Here is a 16,627-nt window from a genome sequence, read left to right on the forward strand (position 1 = left end):
TTGCTCACAAACGCCGCCCGCTGACGAAACAGACACCGCAAGGCGCCATGCCCACGCGTCTGATCCCCGTCAAAGCGGGCATGGATGGCGCGTGCCCAAAATTCGGTTTCCTGTTACGAAAACAGATCAGAACCGCTCGCAACCAGCTGACGGCGCTCCGTCAGACCGCCCCACATCAGCGTGTGAGAAATGCGGGTTAACGTGACGAAGGTGAATGTGCGGAGTGGTGAGATGTGATGGCGAACCGGTCAGGCCGGGGAGAGGACAAACCCGAGGGGGCCAAGCGCAGCAACAGCGCGCAGAGGTGATCAGGGATCCGATCCGCGGACTTCATCAGGGCCAGCAGCCGCCGGGCTGCACAAACAGGCCGGACACATGGCTGCACCCGACCATCAAAGTCATACTTTCCACTTGCATCGTCAGGGCCGTCCACACATGGCTCCATGCGTTGCAGACGGCGACAATCTCACCTTCGCACATTCCGTGCGGGGGCCGTCCACAACATCACCTCTCTATTTGATGCCAGACAATGCCGGACCAAAAAACAAAAAAGCCCGCATTTCTGCGGGCTTTGAAGCACTTTTATGCCGGGTGATGCCACCCTATGCCAGACGCGGGATCATTCCCACTCGATGGTACCGGGCGGCTTTGAGGTGATGTCGTAGGTGACGCGGTTGATGCCGCGCACTTCGTTGACGATGCGGCTGGCGACGCGATTCAGGAAGCCGATGTCGAACGGATAGACATCGGCGGTCATGCCGTCGGTGCTGGTGACCGCGCGCAGGGCGCAGGCGTAATCGTAGGTGCGGCCGTCGCCCATCACGCCGACGGTGCGGACGGGGAGCAGCACCGCGAATGCCTGCCAGATCGCATCATACAGGCCAGCACCCCGGATTTCCTCCAGAAAGACCGTGTCGACCTGTCGCAGCAGGGCCAGCTTGTCACGGTCGATCGCGCCAGGGATGCGGATGGCCAGGCCCGGACCCGGGAACGGGTGACGGCCGACAATGGCTTCGGGGATGCCCAGTTCGCGGCCCAGTGCGCGCACCTCGTCCTTGAACAGTTCGCGCAGCGGCTCGACCAGTTGCATCTTCATGCGTTCCGGCAGGCCGCCCACATTGTGGTGCGACTTGATCGTGACCGACGGGCCGCCGGTGAAGCTGACGCTTTCGATCACGTCCGGATACAGCGTGCCCTGCGCCAGGAACTCCGCGCCGCCCAGCTTCGCGGCCTCTTCCTCGAACACCTCGACGAACAGGCGGCCGATGGTCTTGCGCTTCACCTCCGGGTCCGTCACCCCTTCCAGGGCGGACAGGAACAGGTCCGATGCATCGCGATGGATCAGCTTGATGTTGAAGCGGCCACGGAAGGTCTTGACCACTTCGTCGGCCTCGCCGGCACGCAGGATACCGGGGTCGACGAAGATGCAGGTGAGCTGGTCGCCGATCGCCTCGTGGATCAGCACCGCCGCCACCGAGGAATCCACACCGCCCGACAGGCCGCAGATCACCCGGCCCGAGCCGACCTGCTGGCGGATGCGGGCAATTTCCATGTCGCGGAAGCCGGCCATGGTCCAGGCACCCTGGCAGCCCACCACGCCGTGGGTGAAATTGCGCAGCAGGGCCGCGCCGTGCGGCGTATGCACCACCTCGGGGTGGAACTGCACGCCATACAGGCGCCGCCCCTCGTCCGCGATGATGGCGTAGGGCGCGCCCTCGCTGACGGCCACGGCGCGGAAGCCCGGCGGCAGCTTCGTCACGCGGTCGCCATGGCTCATCCAGACCTGCTCGCGCCCGCCTCGCGTCCAGGTGCCACGGAACAGCGCGCAATCCTCGACGATATCGACATGCGCCCGGCCGAATTCACGATGCGCGTGGGTTTCCACCGCGCCACCCAACTGGAGGCACATCGCCTGCTGCCCGTAGCAGATGCCCAGCACCGGCACGTTCAGCGCGAACACCACATCGGGAATGCGCGGCGCGTTGTCGTCTAGCACGCTGGCCGGGCCGCCCGAGAGGATGATGCCGCGCGGGGCGAAGGCGCGGATCTTCGCCTCGTCGGTGGAGAACGGCCAGATCTCGCAATAAACGCCGCTCTCGCGCACGCGGCGGGCGATCAGCTGCGTGACCTGGCTGCCGAAATCCAGGATCAGAATCCGGTCCTGATGCAACGCCGCGTCGAACGTCGTCGTATCCTGGGGCAGGGTCTGGGTGGAACCGGCGGTCTTCACATCGTCGCTCATCGTTGCTCTTTCGGTCGCGGCGTTACGGTCGCAGGGCGCGCTGCGCGGACCGGGCGGGCCGTGCAGGAGCCGGATATGCGTCGACACAGAGTATAGTGCAAGCCCGCTGCCGGGGGCACCCTATGGTCCGCCGGGCCGCGCGCGCCCATATTGGAGGGCAGACCCAAGGTGTTACGGAGCCCGAACGTGCCCCTCTTTCGACTGGACCGCCCTCTGCTTCCCTCGCGTTCACGCGGCCATGGGCGCGCGGCGATTGCCGGTGCCCTCATCCTCGCCCTGTCGGTGGGCTGCCTGTCGGTAGGCTGCATGACGCCGGCCGGGGCGGCGGAGCCGGCGACCGACGCCGCCAGGGACCCGGTGGGCATCTGGACGGGCACGCTGGTCGCCGAACGCGGCATCTGCCCCGAGACGCGCGCCCCCTCCACCTTGCAGATCGAGAGCAGGCGCATCGCCTTCACGCCTGCCGACGGCGTGCATACCCTGCGCGGGCAGCGCGACGCGACGCCGGGCCGGTTCCACGCGCAGCTCGTGCTGAGCGACATGAACCGCAAGCCCTTTCCCATGGTATTCGAAGGCACGCCCGACGGTGCCACCATTCAGGGCACGTATGGCACGCCGCGCTGTCGCGCCCATGTCGTGCTCACCCGCCCGCAAGCGCATGCCATGGACCATTTCATGGGTCACTGAAACCGGCGCGATGGACGCATGCGCCACGATGATGGCCGGTTGCCTGATCCATCGGGTTGCGACATGGTGCGAACACGCGAAAAACGTGACATCTCCGCAACGGCGGACAGAGCAGGAGCGCCACGCTTGACCCCTTCCTTCCATCGCTCAGGCGGCGCGATCGCCCTGGCGGCCGCCCTGTGCCTGACCAGCAGCCTGGGCTACGCCGCCCCGCCGCCTCCGCCGGCCGCTCCGGCCGCCGCGTCGTCCCTGACGGTGCAGACGGGTAGCGACATTCCCGCGCACGTCACCTTCCCCACCGCCGCGCGCGACTACGTCAAGCGCGAGGTCATGATCCCGATGCGCGACGGGGTGAAGCTGCATACGGTGATCGTGATCCCGCGTGACGCGCATGATGCGCCGATCCTGCTGACGCGCACGCCTTATCACGCCTCGCAGCGGCTCAACCGGGTCGAGGACGCGCTGACCATGCGCGCGCTGCTGCCCCAGGGCGACGATGTGTTCGTCGAGTCCGGCTATATCCGCGTGTTCCAGGATATTCGCGGCAAATACGGGTCCGAGGGTGATTATGTGATGACGCGCCCGGTGCGCGGCCCGCTGAACCCCACCCACACCGACGAAGTGACCGATGCGTGGGACACGATCGACTGGCTGGTGCACAACCTGCCGCAATCCAACGGGCGGGTGGGCATGCTGGGCTCGTCCTATGAAGGCTTCACCGTCGTCATGGCGCTGCTGAACCCGCACCCGGCGCTGAAGGTCGCGGCCCCGGAAAGCCCGATGGTCGATGGCTGGATGGGCGATGACTGGTACCATTACGGCGCCTTCCGCCAGGGTGGGCTCGATTATTTTACCGACCAGATGACGGAGCGCGGCTCGGGCTCTTCCATTCCGCGTGTCGATCGCGACGATTATACGAACTTCCTGCGCGCGGGCTCGGCCGCGCAGTTCGCCTCCGCCGCCGGGCTGGACCAGTTTCCGTGGTGGCAGCGCATGCTGGCCCATCCGGATTATGACGCATTCTGGCAGGATCAGGCGCTGGACAAGCTGATCACCCGCCATCCGCTGACCGTACCCATCCTCTGGGAACAGGGGTTGTGGGACCAGGAAGACATGTGGGGCGCCATCCATTCCTGGCAGGCGCTGAAGGCGACCCGCCCGAACGTGCCCAACGTGCTGGTGATGGGTCCGTGGCGCCACAGCCAGGTGAATTACGACGGATCGGAACTCGGCCCGCTGCACTGGAATGGCGACACCGCGCATCAGTTCCGCGCCGAGGTGCTGCTGCCCTTCTTCAACCAGTATCTGCGCCCCGGATCGCCCGACGCGCATCTGCCGGAAGCCATCATCTACAATTCCGGCGAGAACCACTGGGACCGCTTCCCGCACTGGCCGCTGGCCTGCGACGACAAGGGCTGCGACCAGAAGCTGAAGCCGCTCTATCTCCAGGCCGGCTACAGCCTGTCGTTCGACCATCCGGCCACGGGGCAGGATTCCTACGTATCCGACCCCGCGCATCCGGTGCCGTTCGTGGAGCGCCCGTTCAATTTCGCGAGCGACGGGCCGCGCTGGAAGACCTGGCTGGTACAGGACCAGCGCCCCGCCGAGAGCCGCCCGGACGTGCTGACCTATGAAACGCCGGTGCTGACCAAGTCGGTCCGCGTCAGTGGCGTGCCGGTGGCCGACCTGTTCGCGGCGACCAGCGGCACCGATTCCGACTGGGTGGTGAAGCTGATCGACGTGATGCCCGCCACCGACGGCGACCGGCCGGAAATGGGCGGATACGAACTGGCGGTGTCGATGGATATCTTCCGTGGTCGCTACCGCGAAGGGTTCGACCATTCGGTGGCCGCGGTGCCCAACGCGACGGCGCGCTATCGCTTCACGCTGCCGGCGGTCAATCATGTGTTCAAGCCCGGACACCGGATCATGGTGCAGATCCAGTCCTCGCTGTTCCCGCTCTATGACCGCAACCCGCAGACCTTCGTTCCCAGCGTGCTGCGCGCCACGGCGCATGATTATGTCGCCGCCACCCAGACCATCCATCGGGGTGGAGAACAATCCACCGCCATCTGGCTGCCGGTCGTCCCCTGACAGCCTGACCGGACGCGCGCGCCGGGGGAAACCCGGCGCGCGTTTCCTGTGCTTCGCGGAGGACACGCCGCCAGCGCGCATTTGCGGTCAGGCTCTCAGGCTGATAGCCGCCCGGCATGGTGGCGCCGGAGGCGGGCATGCGGTTAAGATCGCCGCATGACTGCTTCCTCCATCGTGTCGGCCGCCATCCTGTCCGTCGTTGTCCGTGGGGCGCGCCTGCTGCTGGTCCAGCGGGCCAATCCGCCCGATCAGGGGCTATGGGGCTTTCCCGGCGGCCGGATCGAGCATGGCGAGACCCTGTTCCAGGCGGCGGAACGCGAACTGCGCGAGGAAACCGGGTTCGTGACCCGCGCGCAGGGCGTGCTGACCGCGTTCGACGTGCTGGACCGCATGCCCGAGGGCCGCCTGCGCTTTCATTACGTCATCGCCGTCGTGCGTTGCGCCGATTCCGGCCAGACCGATATCCGTGCCGCCGATGACGCGGTTGCCGTCGATTGGTTCTCGCTCGACCAGATCCGCGCCGCACCCGAACGCATGAGCCCCGGACTGCTGGAACTGGGCACATTGGCGCTTTCCGACCGGGGGGTCGCGCCATGGCCGGTCCCCGGTGGCGATCTCCGCCGCCTTATCCCCGCAGAGGACCATGCATCATGACATCCGGCCGCCATATCCTGCTGGTGGAAGACGAATCCGCCATTGCCGACCTGATCCGCACGGCGCTGGAAGCCTCGGACCTGCGCGTTACCGCCTGCGCGGGCGTGCAGGCCGCCCTGGACGCGATGGAACGGGGAGCGATCGACCTGGCCATTCTCGACCTTTCCCTGCCCGACGGGCCGCCGGACCGTCTGGTCGCCCGGTTGAAAACGGCGAGCATTCCCGTGATCGCCATCAGCGGCGACCCGGCACGGCTGGCGGCCTTCGCGCCCGGCCCCACATTGGAAAAACCCTTCCGGGTCCGCGCCTTGCTGGATCTGGTGCGCTCCGCGCTGGCCGGCGCGGCGGGATAGGGGCGCGTTATTCCCCCGCCGGCAGGCGTGCGGCGCCGACACGGGAACCGGGCGCCAGCGTCACGCGGAAGACGGCATAGCGTTCCGCCACATTGCCCTTGCGTGCCCGCTCCACCGTGCCGATCCGCGTGGCACTGCTGAACGGCGACAGATCGAGATCGCGCAGCCGCCGCATGCTGCACAGAAAGACGCCGCTGCCCCCCGCCGGGCGCGGCAGGGCGAACAGCGCCCAGCGCGGCTCGATGCCGATCACGGCGCGGCGCGGCAGGGCCAGCGCCAGTTCCGACGCCAGCCCGTATTCGTCGGCCGCCACGAACCCGCCGGGCGCGGCCAGCCCGTCGACCGCCCGCGCCAGCCCCTGCCAGCCGGCCATCTGCCGCAAGGTGATGTCGAGATGCGGCGAGAGCGACACCGGCGCGAGCGTGGACTGGAGATAGACCAGCAGCGTCAGCGCGAACCCCAGGGCCGCGCCCGCACGCCAGAATCGCCAGACCGGCGACGCGGCCAGGATGGCCATGGCGGGATAGAGCAGCACCGGCCAGTTGGCCTGTACGCGATCGCCCAGCGCGTGCTGTACGAACACAAGCCCGGCCGGGATGATCCACCACAGCAGCACCGCCGCCCCAGGATCGCGGCCGGCCCGTCGCCACGCCCGCCACAGGCCGGCGCCGAATGCCAGCGCGATCAAGGGTGTCATCAGGCCAAGCTGGCCGCCTGCCAGTTCCGAGAGGAACTGCACGGCCCGTGCCGGTCGCCAGTCCCCTGCCCGGCCGCCCTGGCGCACGAAGCTGGCCCAATGGTGCGCTTCGTTCCAGCGGATGACCGGCAGAAACAGGATCGCGGCCAACACCGCCCCGCACCACGGCCACGGTGTGCGCAGCCACGCGCGGCCGGCGCGGCTGCACAGGCACCACAGGGCCAGGCCGCCACCCGGCAGCACGGCGGTATATTTGCTGTCGCACGCCAGGCCGAGCGCCGCCCCCAGCACCAGCCACCATGCCCCCCGACCAGTGGCCAGCAGCCGGCCCAATGCCCACAGCGCCAGCGTCATGAAGAAGAGCAGCGGCGTATCCGGGGTCATCATCACCGCGCCGATGCCCAGCGCCAGCGTGGCGTTGAGCAGCACGCCCGCCCGCACCATCCGGCCGGACGGCGGCTCGTCGCCAGATCCCAGATCGCGGGCGGCCAGGGCCAGGAACAGCGTGCCGATCGCCGCCGACAGCGGACCCAGCAGCCGCACGCCCAGCGCACCGTTCCCCAGCAGGGCGGTGCCCACACGAATCCACAGCGCCACCATCGGGGGGTGGTCCAGGTAGCCGGGTGCCAGCGCGCGCGACCAGACCCAGTAATAGGCCTCGTCGGGCGAGATTGGCGTGCAAGCCGCCACCAGCAGGCGCACGACCGTCACCCCGATGAGGGCCAGGCCCCATCGCGACAAGTCGGGGCCGGCCCTCTCCGCGCCGCCGGTCACCGCACGCGCCAGATCAGGGTCGAGGACACGGCATAATTCCACACCACCGCGATCGCGGCCCCGGCGGTGCTCGCCAGGCCCCATTGTCCGTCACGACTGAAAATCGCCCGCGCGATCCCGACATCGGCGATGGCGCCAGCCGAACAGATGACCATGAACAGCGCCAGCCCCAGCCACATCCGCGCGCCGCGCAATCGCCGGTCGCGATAGGTCAGCGCATTGTTCATCCAGAAATTCGTCACCATGGCCACCAGCGTGCCCAGCCACTGGCCGGTGGTGAAATCGGCGCCCAGACGCCGCCCCACCTCCAGCACCGCCAGGTTGACCAGGATGCCGGCCAGCCCCACCAGCGAGAACGCGATGAACCGGGTCGGCAGGAATCCCCGGCACAGCTTGTCGGCCAGCATCGCCACGAACTGCACCAGCACCAGAATATCCAGCTTGCTCTCGCCCGCCGCGCGGGGGCGGAAGACGAACGGCACCTCCAGCACCCTGGGCCGCCGGGGTGCCGACAGGAACACATCCAGCAGGATCTTGAAGCCCGTGCCCGACAGACGCGGCACCGTCTGCGCGAACAGGTCGCGGCGCATGGCGAAGAAGCCGCTCATCGGATCGCCCAGCCTGACCGGCAGGGTCATCTGCACCAGGCGGATGCCGGAATCGGAGAGGAATGTCCGCCAGCCACTGGCCAGGCCGGCATTGTCGCCGCCGGCCACATGGCGGCTGCCGACCGCGATGTCGTAGCCATCGCCCGCGACGGCGTCGATCATACGGCCCAGGCAGGATTCGTCATGCTGCATGTCGCCATCCATGACGGCGACGATCCGCGCCGAGGAAGACAGCACGCCTTCGATCACCGCCGAGGACAGGCCGCGCCGCCCCACGCGCAGCAGTCCGCGCACACGGCCGTCGCGTTCGGCCAGTGCCCGGACCTCGTCGATCGTGCCGTCGGGCGAATTGTCGTCGACGAAGATCACTTCCCAATCCCGGCCGGCCAGAGCGTGGGAGAGGGCCGCCACCAGCGGACGCACATTGGCCCGCTCGTTATAGCAGGGCACGACGATGCTGATCTCCGGCGCCGGACGCATCGGGCCGGCGCCTGCCGTCTCTCCAGCGCCATCCCCCGATGCGGGGCCGACCTGGCCCCGGACGGACATCATGCGCCGTCTGTATCGCCGAAAGGCTGGGCCAGCGGCTGCACCGGCACGCCGGCGCGGCTGAGGGAGGTGCGGATGGTTTGCAATGTCTGAACCCGGCTGACATGCGGGCTTTCGGTCAGGCGGCGCGTCAACTGGTTTTCATGCGCCGCGTCGCGCGCCACCAGCCGGACCAGGAAATCGCCGCCCCCCCGGATCATGTGGCACTCGCGCACCTCGGGCCAGCCGGCCACCTGGGCCTCGAAGGCGGTCAGGACCGTTTCCTTCTGGCTGTCCAGCCCGATCAGGGCGAACAGGGTGATCGTCCATCCCAGAAGCGCCGCGTCGGTGTCGGCATGGTAGCCGCGAATCAGCCCTTCTTCCTCCAGCCGGCGTACGCGCCGCAGGCACGGTGGGGCGGAAATGCCGACCCGACGCGCGAGTTCCACGTTGGTCATGCGGCCATCCGCCTGGAGTTCCGCTACGATCCGACGGTCAATCGCATCCAGATCCATCACGTCAGTTTTGTCCGTCCCTGAATATCAAACCACAGGATACGGTATGCGCCGCGCGCCGAAAAGAGTATCCCGCTTCCGACATCAGCCCCCGCGACGGCTTGTGCCCGGCGCGCCGCGCGGCCATATCCCATGCAGCTTGAACAGACCGGCGCGGAGTCCATGACCCATACCCATTCCACCGACCTGCTCGTGATCGGTGCCGGCCCCGCCGGCTACACCGCCGCCATCTACGCCGCCCGCGCCAACCTGAAGCCGATTCTGGTTGCCGGCCTCCAGCCCGGCGGCCAGTTGATGATCACGACGGACGTGGAGAACTATCCGGGCTTCGCCCGTGGCATCCAGGGCCCGGAACTGATGGAACAGATGGCCGCGCAGGCTGCCCATGTCGGCACGCGGATCATCCACGACATCATTACGGAATGCGCGCTGGCCGAGCGTAAAGCTGACGAACCTTTCCGCCTCGTCGGCGATTCGGGCGATGTCTATCTCGCCCGCTCGGTGGTGATCGCGACCGGAGCGCAGGCGAAGTGGCTGGGCATTCCCGGCGAGACCGAATATCAGGGCGCCGGAGTCTCGGCCTGCGCGACCTGTGACGGGTTTTTCTATCGCGGCCGTACGGTGGCCGTTATCGGCGGCGGCAATACGGCGGTGGAAGAGGCGCTGTACCTGACCCATCATGCCGAGCATGTGTTCCTGATCCATCGGCGCGACAGCCTGCGTGCCGAAAAGATTCTACAGGACCGGCTGTTCGCGCACCCCAAGATCACGGTGAAGTGGAACCGGGTGGCCGAAGAGATTGTCGCGGACGGCGAGCCGCCGGTGGTGACCGGCATCACCCTGCGCGACACTGAAACCGGCGCTTCGGAAAATCTGTCGGTCGACGGCGTCTTCGTCGCCATCGGTCATGCGCCGCACACGGACATCTTCCGTGGCCAGATCGAAACCGACGACGAGGGGTATATCGTGACGAAGCCAGGGGGAACCCGCACTTCGGTGCCCGGCGTGTTCGCGGCCGGCGATGTTCAGGACAAGATCTACCGCCAGGCGATCACGGCTGCGGGAACAGGCTGCATGGCGGCGCTGGAAGCGGAACGTTTCCTGGCTGGAATACCGGGCTGACCTCCATCAAATCCTTGACCGGACGGCCCGTTTCGGTCACCAAAAGTAACTTTGGTTTCACTATTTCCTCCTGTCAGGATCGGAGCGTAGCATTGGACTGGGACAAACTCCGTATTTTTCATGCGGTGGCCGAGGCCGGTTCGTTCACGCATGCGGGCGACGTGCTCAACCTTAGCCAGTCCGCGGTTTCGCGACAGATTTCGGCACTGGAAGAAGCCCTTCAGGTTCCGCTGTTCCATCGCCACGCCCGTGGCCTGATCCTGACCGAGCAGGGCGAGACCCTGAACCAGACCGTGCGGGAAGTGTTCTCGAAACTGGCGATGACGCAGTCGCTGTTGACCGAGAGCAAGGAAAAGGCTGCCGGCCGCCTGCGCGTGACGACGACGACGGGCTTCGGCACCTGTTGGCTGACGCCGCGCCTGCATCGGTTCATGGAAACCAATCCCGACATCACGATCACCCTGATCCTGGAAGATAACGACCTGGATCTGGGCATGCGCGAGGCCGATGTCGCCGTGCGGATGCATCCGCCGCGCCAGCCCGACCTGATCCAGCGTCACCTCGCGGATTTCCCGCTGCCGATCTATGCCGCCCCCAGCTATCTGGAGGAATATGGCACCCCCCAGACCCTCGACGAGCTGTCTGCCCACAAGCTGGTGCTGTTCGGCGGGTATCATCCGCCGGTTCCGCACATCAACTGGTTAGCGGAAGCTGGCGTGCCGTCCGACGAAAAGCGGGGCGCGCGGCTTGAAGTCAACAGCCTGCCGGCGATGGCATCGGCCATCGCGGCCGGAGTCGGAATCGGCTCGGTGCCGCTTTACGCGACCGGGCCGCATGCGCATCTGGTCAAGGTCCTGCCCGACATCCCGCTGCCGACGGTCGATGCCTATTTCGTCTATCCGGAAGAACTGCGCACCTCCAAGCGGGTTGCCGTGTTCCGCGATTTCCTGCTGTCGGAAATCAATGGCCGCCATCACTAAGCGGGCCGACACCATCCGCAAGGAACCGCAGGACCGATGAGCAGCCGCGACAAGCAGGGCAACGCCCCAGGCAAGCAGGCCTACGAAGCCCGCCGGGCCGCGAAGGCCGGCGTGAGCCTGGATAACTGGCTGGCCCGCAAGGATGATACCCGCAAGGCCGCCTCCGCCCCGCAGGCGCAGCCCAATCCCGTGCTGGCCCAGGCGCGCTCTGTCTGGCGGCGCCTCATCGACCGAGCCCACCGACCCCTCTAAGAGTCTGTCACAGACCCCGCTGAAGGCGCTTTCCGGCGCCTTCGACAGATTGGCACTGAGGCCGTTTCAAAAGCTTCTGATGGTGCGCGGAAGCGCAGCCATCGCCGCGCGTCTGGTGGCAGTTTTGGGGGCGGCGGAAGGAGCGGCCCCGTGGGCCGTAAGCCTTGGCCGCAACAGACTGCCGTCAGGCCACCGCGAGCAGCGGCATCGAAACTGACCTTCAGCAACGCACGCCGCGGCGCCCCACGAGGGGTGACGGCGCGCAGCCGCTCCCCTGCCCTGCTCCTGGCGTTCAGCTATGGCGGTGGGCGGTGCGCCCGAGCCGGCAGCGATGCGATTTGTCGCGATAATACATGGCCTGCCCGATCGGGGCGAAATAGTGCCGCTGGCCGATGGCCCGCAGCCTGTGGCCGTGCGTCCCGATCACCGCGTCATGCGATGCGCAGAGATGCGCTGCCAGGCCGCTACGATGATGATGATGCGTGCGGGTGCCGGCCCAGGCCGGCGCGGCAACGCAGGACGCCGAGACACACACCGCAAGAAGACCAGAGATTACGTCCCGCACGCTCACGCACCCTCGCCGTCCGGCGCCAATCATGGAGAAGAACTGGTAGCAGCCAAGCCTGGAACGTATCAAGAACAATCCGTCGGACGCGCGCAGGTGCGCCACATCGCACCCGTCCTGGGTGGGCGGTCAGTCTTCCCCGGAATCGACGCCGCCATTGACCCGCTCGCGCAGTTCCTTCCCGGCTTTGAAGAACGGAACGACCTTTTCATCCACCGCCACCATTTCGCCGGTGCGGGGATTGCGGCCGGTGCGGGCATCACGCTTCTTGACCGTGAACGCCCCGAATCCACGCAGTTCCACCCGGTCCCCGCGTGCCAGGGCCCCGCTGATCTCGCTGAAAATCGTCTGAACGATCAGTTCGACATCGCGGCCGAGAAGGTGCGGATTGGCAGCAGCCAGTTCGGCAATCAGCTCCGATTTGGTCATCCGTCTTGTCCCGTTTCGATTCAAGGTTTCCAGAGCGCGACCGCTCCGTCGAGCGCAACACCTTGCGATACCACAGATCCCGCCCATTCCTCACCAAGAATGACGCTGAGCATGCTGCGCGTCAGTCGCGAGATCCATTTCCCCTTGGCCGGCGCCTTCAGATCGACAACAGGAACCGTGTCGGGAAGGTGCTGTTTGCGGGCCAGCCAAGCCACGGCGTCGCGCTCGGTGCCGATCTGGTCGATCAGCCCCAGAGGCAGCGCCTGCCGGCCGGTATAGGGGCGCCCGTCGGCCAGCGTGCGCACCTTGTCGACCGGCATATGCCGCCCGTCCGCGACCATCGTGACGAACTGGTCGAACAGGTCCGCCACGACGCCCTGGAGCATTTGCCGCCCTTCAGGCGACAGCGGCTGGACGGCCGAAGGCTGCCCCTTCAGCGGGCCGGACACCAGTTCGTCCACCCGCACACCCACGCGATCCAGCAGGCCGGAGACATCCGGGGCCTGCATGATCACGCCGATCGACCCGGTCAGGGTCGACTGGCCGGCGAAGATACGCTGCGCCGGCACCGAAATCATGTAACCCGCCGAGGCCGCGACCCCGCCCATCGTCACCACGACGGGCTTGCGCGCGGCGAAGCGGGCCACCGCGTCGTGCAGGGCCTCGCCACCGCTGACCGAGCCGCCCGGACTGTCGACCGACAGCACCAGTCCACGCACCCTGTCGGCCTTTGCGGCGCGGTCGATCAGGTCGATCAGCTTGCGATTGTCCGACCCGATGATCCCGCTGACCCGAACCCTGGCCAGGTGGTCGCTGCCGATCATGGGAGCATGATGGAACAGCGTATGACCACCCAGCCCCAGCCAGGCCAGAACGAAGGCGGCCACCGCCCCCACTCGCCAGAAGATCAGCCGGCGGCGCAGACGCAACCGGTCGACCACCAGATCGGGATCAGCCATGGGACCGCCGGGCGATCCGCGACGCGAACCGCATCATTACTCCTGCGGCGCGGCCGGCTTGCGCCCACGGCGGGCGGCCGGCTTGGCGGCCGCGTCGCTCTCGGTCGGCGTTTCTTCCACCGTCGCGGTGATCTTGCGGCCCAACCCGATTTCCCGCGCCAGGGTGGAGCGGCGTTCGGCGTAGTTCGGGGCGACCATCGGGTAATCCGTGGGCAGGCCCCAACGCTCGCGATACTGGTCCGGCGTCATGCCGTAGGCGCTTTGCAGATGCCGCTTGAGCATCTTCAGCTTCTTTCCGTCTTCGAGGCAGACGATGTAGTCCGGGAAGACCGACCGCTTGATCGGCACTGCGGGTTGCAGCTTCTCAGGTTCCGGCGCGACCTGGCCGAGCGAGGTCAACGCCTGATAGACCTGCCGGATCAAATCAGGCACGCCATCGGCGACTACGCTGTTGTTCGAAACATGCGCGGATACGATCTGCGCCGTGAGTTCCAACAAAGAGGCACCCTGCTCGATTTCCGACATACCGAAATCCCATTCTGTTATTATGACTTCTTACGACATCACGCGATTCGCGTCGCTTCTCTATCATAAGTATCTTGAAATGGCAGCGCAGACAAATAATTCTTACGAAACATTTTTTATTTTTAACGGGAACGACCGACGATGAGCGTTACAAGAAGTAATAACCCGTCAATCATCGCGTTCGGAAGCGTCAATATCGACATCAGCGCACGTGTGAATCACTTTCCCGTTCCGGGCGAAACCTTGCATGCACACGATGCCGGGCTCGGCCTGGGCGGCAAAGGCGCCAATCAGGCCGTCGCGGCGGCCCGGCTGGGCGCCGATGTGCGGCTTGTGGGCCGGACGGGAGACGATCCACTGGCTGATTTCGCGGCCGATTCGCTCCGGCGGCACGGTGTCGGCGCCGAGAATTTATACCGCTCGGCCGGCGACCTGACGGGACTCGCGATGATCTGTACCGACTCGGGCGGCGAAAACACGATCGTCGTCGTGGGCGGTGCCAACATGGCGATCGACGGCACCGACATCGCCCGCCTGGTGCCCCTTCTGACACCGGGCACGATCGTACTGATGCAATGCGAAATTCCGCTGGACGCGCTGCGCGCCGCAGCCCAGGCCGTTATGCAGGCCGGCGCGCGGCTGATTCTCGACCCCGCCCCGGTGCCGCAGGATGGCCTGCCTCCCGACCTGTTTCCCCTCGCCGAGTTGATGACACCGAACGAAACCGAGACGGAACGCCTGACCGGCCTGCGCCCGCATGACGCGGAAAGCGCACGCCATGCGGCCGACAGGCTGCACCGCCTGGGTCTGCGGCGCGCCATCGTGAAACTGGGCGCGCGGGGCGTTCTGTATTCGGACGAATACGGACATGGATTCGTGCCGCCTTTTACTGTCGATGCCGTGGACAGCACGGCGGCCGGCGACTGCTTCAATGGCGGCCTGGCGGTCGCGCTGTCGTCGGGCATGGATCTGGCCGGCGCGACGCGCTACGCGGCCGCCTGCGGCGCCCTGGCCACCACACGCCGGGGCGCCTCGGACGCCGCGCCAACCCGGCCGGAGGTCGAGCGCCTGCTGACCGCGCAGCCGGCATAGGCGGCGGCGTTATGCGGGCCGCGGCCCCTGCCCTGTCTGCTGCCCATCGGTCCAGACATGCGTGATATTGGCGCGCGACGCCGTATAGAGCGCCGTGGCCAGCAGGTCTTCGTCACTCTCGTCGCCCCATAGCCGCATGGTGCCCAGCGGGGCGTCTGGGTCGATGCGCAGCGCATCGAAATGCTGGCCGGGCGCGAAGCGGCCCACCGGCAGGTCCAGCGCGTCGCCCCCGCCCGCCGTGGCCAGATGGAAAGCCGTCATCATGTCCACCGCGCTCCCCGGCCGGCCGCGCTCCGCCGCCGGCCGGTCAGGGTCCACGCCGTCGCGCAGCATACGCGACGCGGCCACCGTCATGCGCATCGTCCCCATCATCGAGGCTGAAGGGCCGCCCGCGATATCGGTCCCCAGCCCCACCCGCACGCCCTTGTCCAGCGCGACGCGCAGCGGAAAGATCGCATTGGCGAACCAAGCGTTCGAGAGCGGGCAATGCGCCACCGCCCCACCCCGCCGGGCCAGCAGATCCATGTCAGACGCGGTGATGAAATTGCCGTGGGCCAGCACCGTATGGCGGGTCAGCAGACCGAAACGGTCGAGTGCCTCCATATCGCTGTGCCCGAAGCGGGCCTGGCCGTAATCGCGCGCCCAGTCGCTTTCGGCGCAATGGGTCTGCACATGGCAACCGCACTCACCGGCCAGATCGCCGAGTGCGTGCAGCATGTCGTCGGTGCATGAGGGCAGGAAGCGCGGCGTGATCACCGGCCGCACCCATCCGGCATTGGCGGGGTGAGCCGCGATATGCGCCGCGACCGCCCGCGTGGCGGCCACGCCCTCGGCCACCGAGGCGTCGCGATAGAAATCCGGGCACTGGTCGGGATTGTCCATCACCACGCGCCCCACCAGCGCCCGCTGCCGGGCCTCGATGCAGGCATCGGCCAGCTCGCACGTCGCCTCTACATGCCGGCTGGCGAAATACAGCGCCGTGGTGGTGCCCCCCGCCAGCAGGTCGGCCACGAGGCGCCGATAGACCGACCGCGCGAACAGGCGGTCGGCGTAGCGCGCTTCCAGCGGGAAGGTATAGCGTTGCAGCCAGACCTCCAGCGGCTGGTCCAGGCCCTTGCCGAGTTGCGGATATTGCGGCGCATGCACATGCAGGTCGACCAGGCCGGGGATCAGGAGGCCGTCCAGCGTCACCAGTCGGCCTGCCTGTGCCGCCTCCCGCGCCAGGGTGCGATGCTCTTCGCTGCCCGCGTGGCAGACCGCGGCGATCCGCCCATCGGCACCGATTTCCAGCAATCCGCCCGCCATCCGCTCCAGCCGGCCGGCGACCGGTGCATGGAACCAGTCCCCGGATACCACGCAGTTCCGCAGATCCGCCCATGCATGGGGACCGGAACGATGTGGAGCGGGCCATTGATCGGTCATTCATCTCTCCCTGCGGCGGTTCGGCCATGCGACTGCCGCCGCTTATGACTGATATACACAGTCTGGCTATCGTCCCGGAGAAGCGTGACCTAGTCTAATCGTGAATTGCCCCTGCCGCCGGATACCCCT

General features: G+C 67.1%; 18 protein-coding genes. 9 read left to right on the forward strand and 9 right to left on the reverse strand.

Features of this window, described 5'->3' with window-relative positions:
- Positions 1-200: hypothetical protein (locus HLH25_RS20000; RefSeq protein ID WP_220791757.1), on the forward strand; the 200-nt coding region annotated here is incomplete at its 5' end.
- A gap of 419 nt (positions 201-619) precedes the next feature.
- On the opposite strand, the gene guaA is transcribed toward HLH25_RS20000, so the two are convergent.
- Complete coding sequence (guaA, locus tag HLH25_RS09470) at positions 620-2,242, reverse strand: glutamine-hydrolyzing GMP synthase (RefSeq protein ID WP_246401845.1); 1,623 nt, start codon at positions 2,240-2,242, stop codon at positions 620-622.
- 186 nt (positions 2,243-2,428) lie between these two features.
- On the opposite strand from guaA, the gene HLH25_RS09475 reads away from it, so the two are divergent.
- The 4 genes from HLH25_RS09475 to HLH25_RS09490 all read left to right on the forward strand — a co-directional run bounded on the left by HLH25_RS09475 (position 2,429) and on the right by HLH25_RS09490 (position 6,030).
- Positions 2,429-2,929, forward strand: coding sequence for a hypothetical protein (locus HLH25_RS09475; RefSeq protein WP_310889082.1), 501 nt, complete (start codon positions 2,429-2,431; stop codon positions 2,927-2,929).
- A gap of 177 nt (positions 2,930-3,106) precedes the next feature.
- The gene (locus HLH25_RS09480; RefSeq protein ID WP_375288970.1) at positions 3,107-5,023 is read left to right on the forward strand and encodes a CocE/NonD family hydrolase; all 1,917 of its coding nucleotides are present in this window, start codon (positions 3,107-3,109) and stop codon (positions 5,021-5,023) included.
- Positions 5,024-5,179: 156 nt separating this feature from the next.
- Entirely contained in the window at positions 5,180-5,677 is a 498-nt protein-coding gene (locus HLH25_RS09485; protein ID WP_182973833.1) for an NUDIX hydrolase, read from the forward strand.
- Positions 5,674-6,030, forward strand: coding sequence for a response regulator (locus tag HLH25_RS09490; protein WP_182973834.1), 357 nt, complete (start codon positions 5,674-5,676; stop codon positions 6,028-6,030). The genes HLH25_RS09485 and HLH25_RS09490 overlap by 4 nt, the downstream gene beginning before the upstream one ends.
- Positions 6,031-6,037: 7 nt before the next feature.
- Here the strand turns inward: HLH25_RS09490 and HLH25_RS09495 are convergent, their stop codons facing one another.
- The 3 genes from HLH25_RS09495 to HLH25_RS09505 form a co-directional block, all read right to left on the reverse strand.
- Positions 6,038-7,468 carry an ArnT family glycosyltransferase gene (locus HLH25_RS09495; RefSeq protein WP_246401864.1) on the reverse strand — a complete coding sequence of 477 codons (1,431 nt, stop codon included), beginning with the start codon at positions 7,466-7,468 and terminating at the stop codon, positions 6,038-6,040.
- Positions 7,469-7,497: 29 nt separating this feature from the next.
- Complete coding sequence (locus tag HLH25_RS09500; protein ID WP_182973923.1) at positions 7,498-8,589, reverse strand: glycosyltransferase; 1,092 nt, start codon at positions 8,587-8,589, stop codon at positions 7,498-7,500.
- A 68-nt stretch (positions 8,590-8,657) separates the two neighbouring features.
- Positions 8,658-9,152 carry an Lrp/AsnC family transcriptional regulator gene (locus tag HLH25_RS09505; RefSeq protein ID WP_114727977.1) on the reverse strand — a complete coding sequence of 165 codons (495 nt, stop codon included), beginning with the start codon at positions 9,150-9,152 and terminating at the stop codon, positions 8,658-8,660.
- Positions 9,153-9,314: 162 nt separating this feature from the next.
- Here HLH25_RS09505 and trxB point away from each other — a divergent pair, with 162 nt between their 5' ends.
- The 3 genes from trxB to HLH25_RS09520 all read left to right on the forward strand — a co-directional run bounded on the left by trxB (position 9,315) and on the right by HLH25_RS09520 (position 11,506).
- Positions 9,315-10,274 (forward strand): thioredoxin-disulfide reductase, encoded by a 960-nt coding sequence (gene trxB / locus HLH25_RS09510; protein WP_182973836.1) that lies wholly within the window; start codon positions 9,315-9,317, stop codon positions 10,272-10,274.
- Positions 10,275-10,366: 92 nt separating this feature from the next.
- Complete coding sequence (locus tag HLH25_RS09515; RefSeq protein WP_182973837.1) at positions 10,367-11,254, forward strand: LysR family transcriptional regulator; 888 nt, start codon at positions 10,367-10,369, stop codon at positions 11,252-11,254.
- Positions 11,255-11,290: 36 nt separating this feature from the next.
- Positions 11,291-11,506, forward strand: a complete 216-nt coding sequence (locus tag HLH25_RS09520) for a hypothetical protein (RefSeq protein WP_182973838.1) — start codon at positions 11,291-11,293, stop codon at positions 11,504-11,506.
- 292 nt (positions 11,507-11,798) lie between these two features.
- Here HLH25_RS09520 and HLH25_RS09525 read toward each other — a convergent pair whose 3' ends face one another.
- The 4 genes from HLH25_RS09525 to HLH25_RS09540 are packed head-to-tail and all read right to left on the reverse strand — an operon-like array spanning position 11,799 to position 13,984.
- Positions 11,799-12,143 (reverse strand): hypothetical protein, encoded by a 345-nt coding sequence (locus tag HLH25_RS09525; RefSeq protein ID WP_246401874.1) that lies wholly within the window; start codon positions 12,141-12,143, stop codon positions 11,799-11,801.
- Between the two features lie 57 nt (positions 12,144-12,200).
- Positions 12,201-12,500, reverse strand: a complete 300-nt coding sequence (gene ihfB / locus HLH25_RS09530; protein ID WP_182973839.1) for an integration host factor subunit beta — start codon at positions 12,498-12,500, stop codon at positions 12,201-12,203.
- A gap of 20 nt (positions 12,501-12,520) precedes the next feature.
- Positions 12,521-13,459 carry a signal peptide peptidase SppA gene (gene sppA / locus HLH25_RS09535; protein ID WP_182973840.1) on the reverse strand — a complete coding sequence of 313 codons (939 nt, stop codon included), beginning with the start codon at positions 13,457-13,459 and terminating at the stop codon, positions 12,521-12,523.
- Between the two features lie 36 nt (positions 13,460-13,495).
- On the reverse strand, positions 13,496-13,984 hold the full coding sequence (locus HLH25_RS09540; RefSeq protein WP_182973841.1) for a MucR family transcriptional regulator: 489 nt from the start codon (positions 13,982-13,984) through the stop codon (positions 13,496-13,498).
- A gap of 141 nt (positions 13,985-14,125) precedes the next feature.
- Here HLH25_RS09540 and HLH25_RS09545 point away from each other — a divergent pair, with 141 nt between their 5' ends.
- The gene (locus HLH25_RS09545) at positions 14,126-15,076 is read left to right on the forward strand and encodes a ribokinase (protein ID WP_182973842.1); all 951 of its coding nucleotides are present in this window, start codon (positions 14,126-14,128) and stop codon (positions 15,074-15,076) included.
- A gap of 9 nt (positions 15,077-15,085) precedes the next feature.
- On the opposite strand, the gene HLH25_RS09550 is transcribed toward HLH25_RS09545, so the two are convergent.
- Positions 15,086-16,498, reverse strand: a complete 1,413-nt coding sequence (locus tag HLH25_RS09550; RefSeq protein WP_220791758.1) for an amidohydrolase family protein — start codon at positions 16,496-16,498, stop codon at positions 15,086-15,088.
- Positions 16,499-16,627: the final 129 nt, after the last annotated feature.

The sequence above is a fragment of the Gluconacetobacter dulcium genome (assembly GCF_014174165.1).
Taxonomy (GTDB): Bacteria; Pseudomonadota; Alphaproteobacteria; order Acetobacterales; family Acetobacteraceae; genus Gluconacetobacter; species Gluconacetobacter dulcium.

Excerpts from the sequence above, each read along its gene's own strand:
- guaA (WP_246401845.1), bottom strand. The coding sequence starts at position 2,242 with ATGAGCGACGATGTGAAGACCGCCGGTTCCACCCAGACCCTGCCCCAG.
- HLH25_RS09485 (WP_182973833.1), top strand. The coding sequence starts at position 5,180 with ATGACTGCTTCCTCCATCGTGTCGGCCGCCATCCTGTCCGTCGTTGTC.
- HLH25_RS09490 (WP_182973834.1), top strand. The coding sequence starts at position 5,674 with ATGACATCCGGCCGCCATATCCTGCTGGTGGAAGACGAATCCGCCATT.
- HLH25_RS09500 (WP_182973923.1), bottom strand. The coding sequence starts at position 8,589 with ATGCGTCCGGCGCCGGAGATCAGCATCGTCGTGCCCTGCTATAACGAG.
- HLH25_RS09505 (WP_114727977.1), bottom strand. The coding sequence starts at position 9,152 with ATGGATCTGGATGCGATTGACCGTCGGATCGTAGCGGAACTCCAGGCG.
- trxB (WP_182973836.1), top strand. The coding sequence starts at position 9,315 with ATGACCCATACCCATTCCACCGACCTGCTCGTGATCGGTGCCGGCCCC.
- HLH25_RS09520 (WP_182973838.1), top strand. The coding sequence starts at position 11,291 with ATGAGCAGCCGCGACAAGCAGGGCAACGCCCCAGGCAAGCAGGCCTAC.
- ihfB (WP_182973839.1), bottom strand. The coding sequence starts at position 12,500 with ATGACCAAATCGGAGCTGATTGCCGAACTGGCTGCTGCCAATCCGCAC.
- sppA (WP_182973840.1), bottom strand. The coding sequence starts at position 13,459 with ATGGCTGATCCCGATCTGGTGGTCGACCGGTTGCGTCTGCGCCGCCGG.
- HLH25_RS09540 (WP_182973841.1), bottom strand. The coding sequence starts at position 13,984 with ATGTCGGAAATCGAGCAGGGTGCCTCTTTGTTGGAACTCACGGCGCAG.
- HLH25_RS09545 (WP_182973842.1), top strand. The coding sequence starts at position 14,126 with ATGAGCGTTACAAGAAGTAATAACCCGTCAATCATCGCGTTCGGAAGC.
- HLH25_RS09550 (WP_220791758.1), bottom strand. The coding sequence starts at position 16,498 with ATGACCGATCAATGGCCCGCTCCACATCGTTCCGGTCCCCATGCATGG.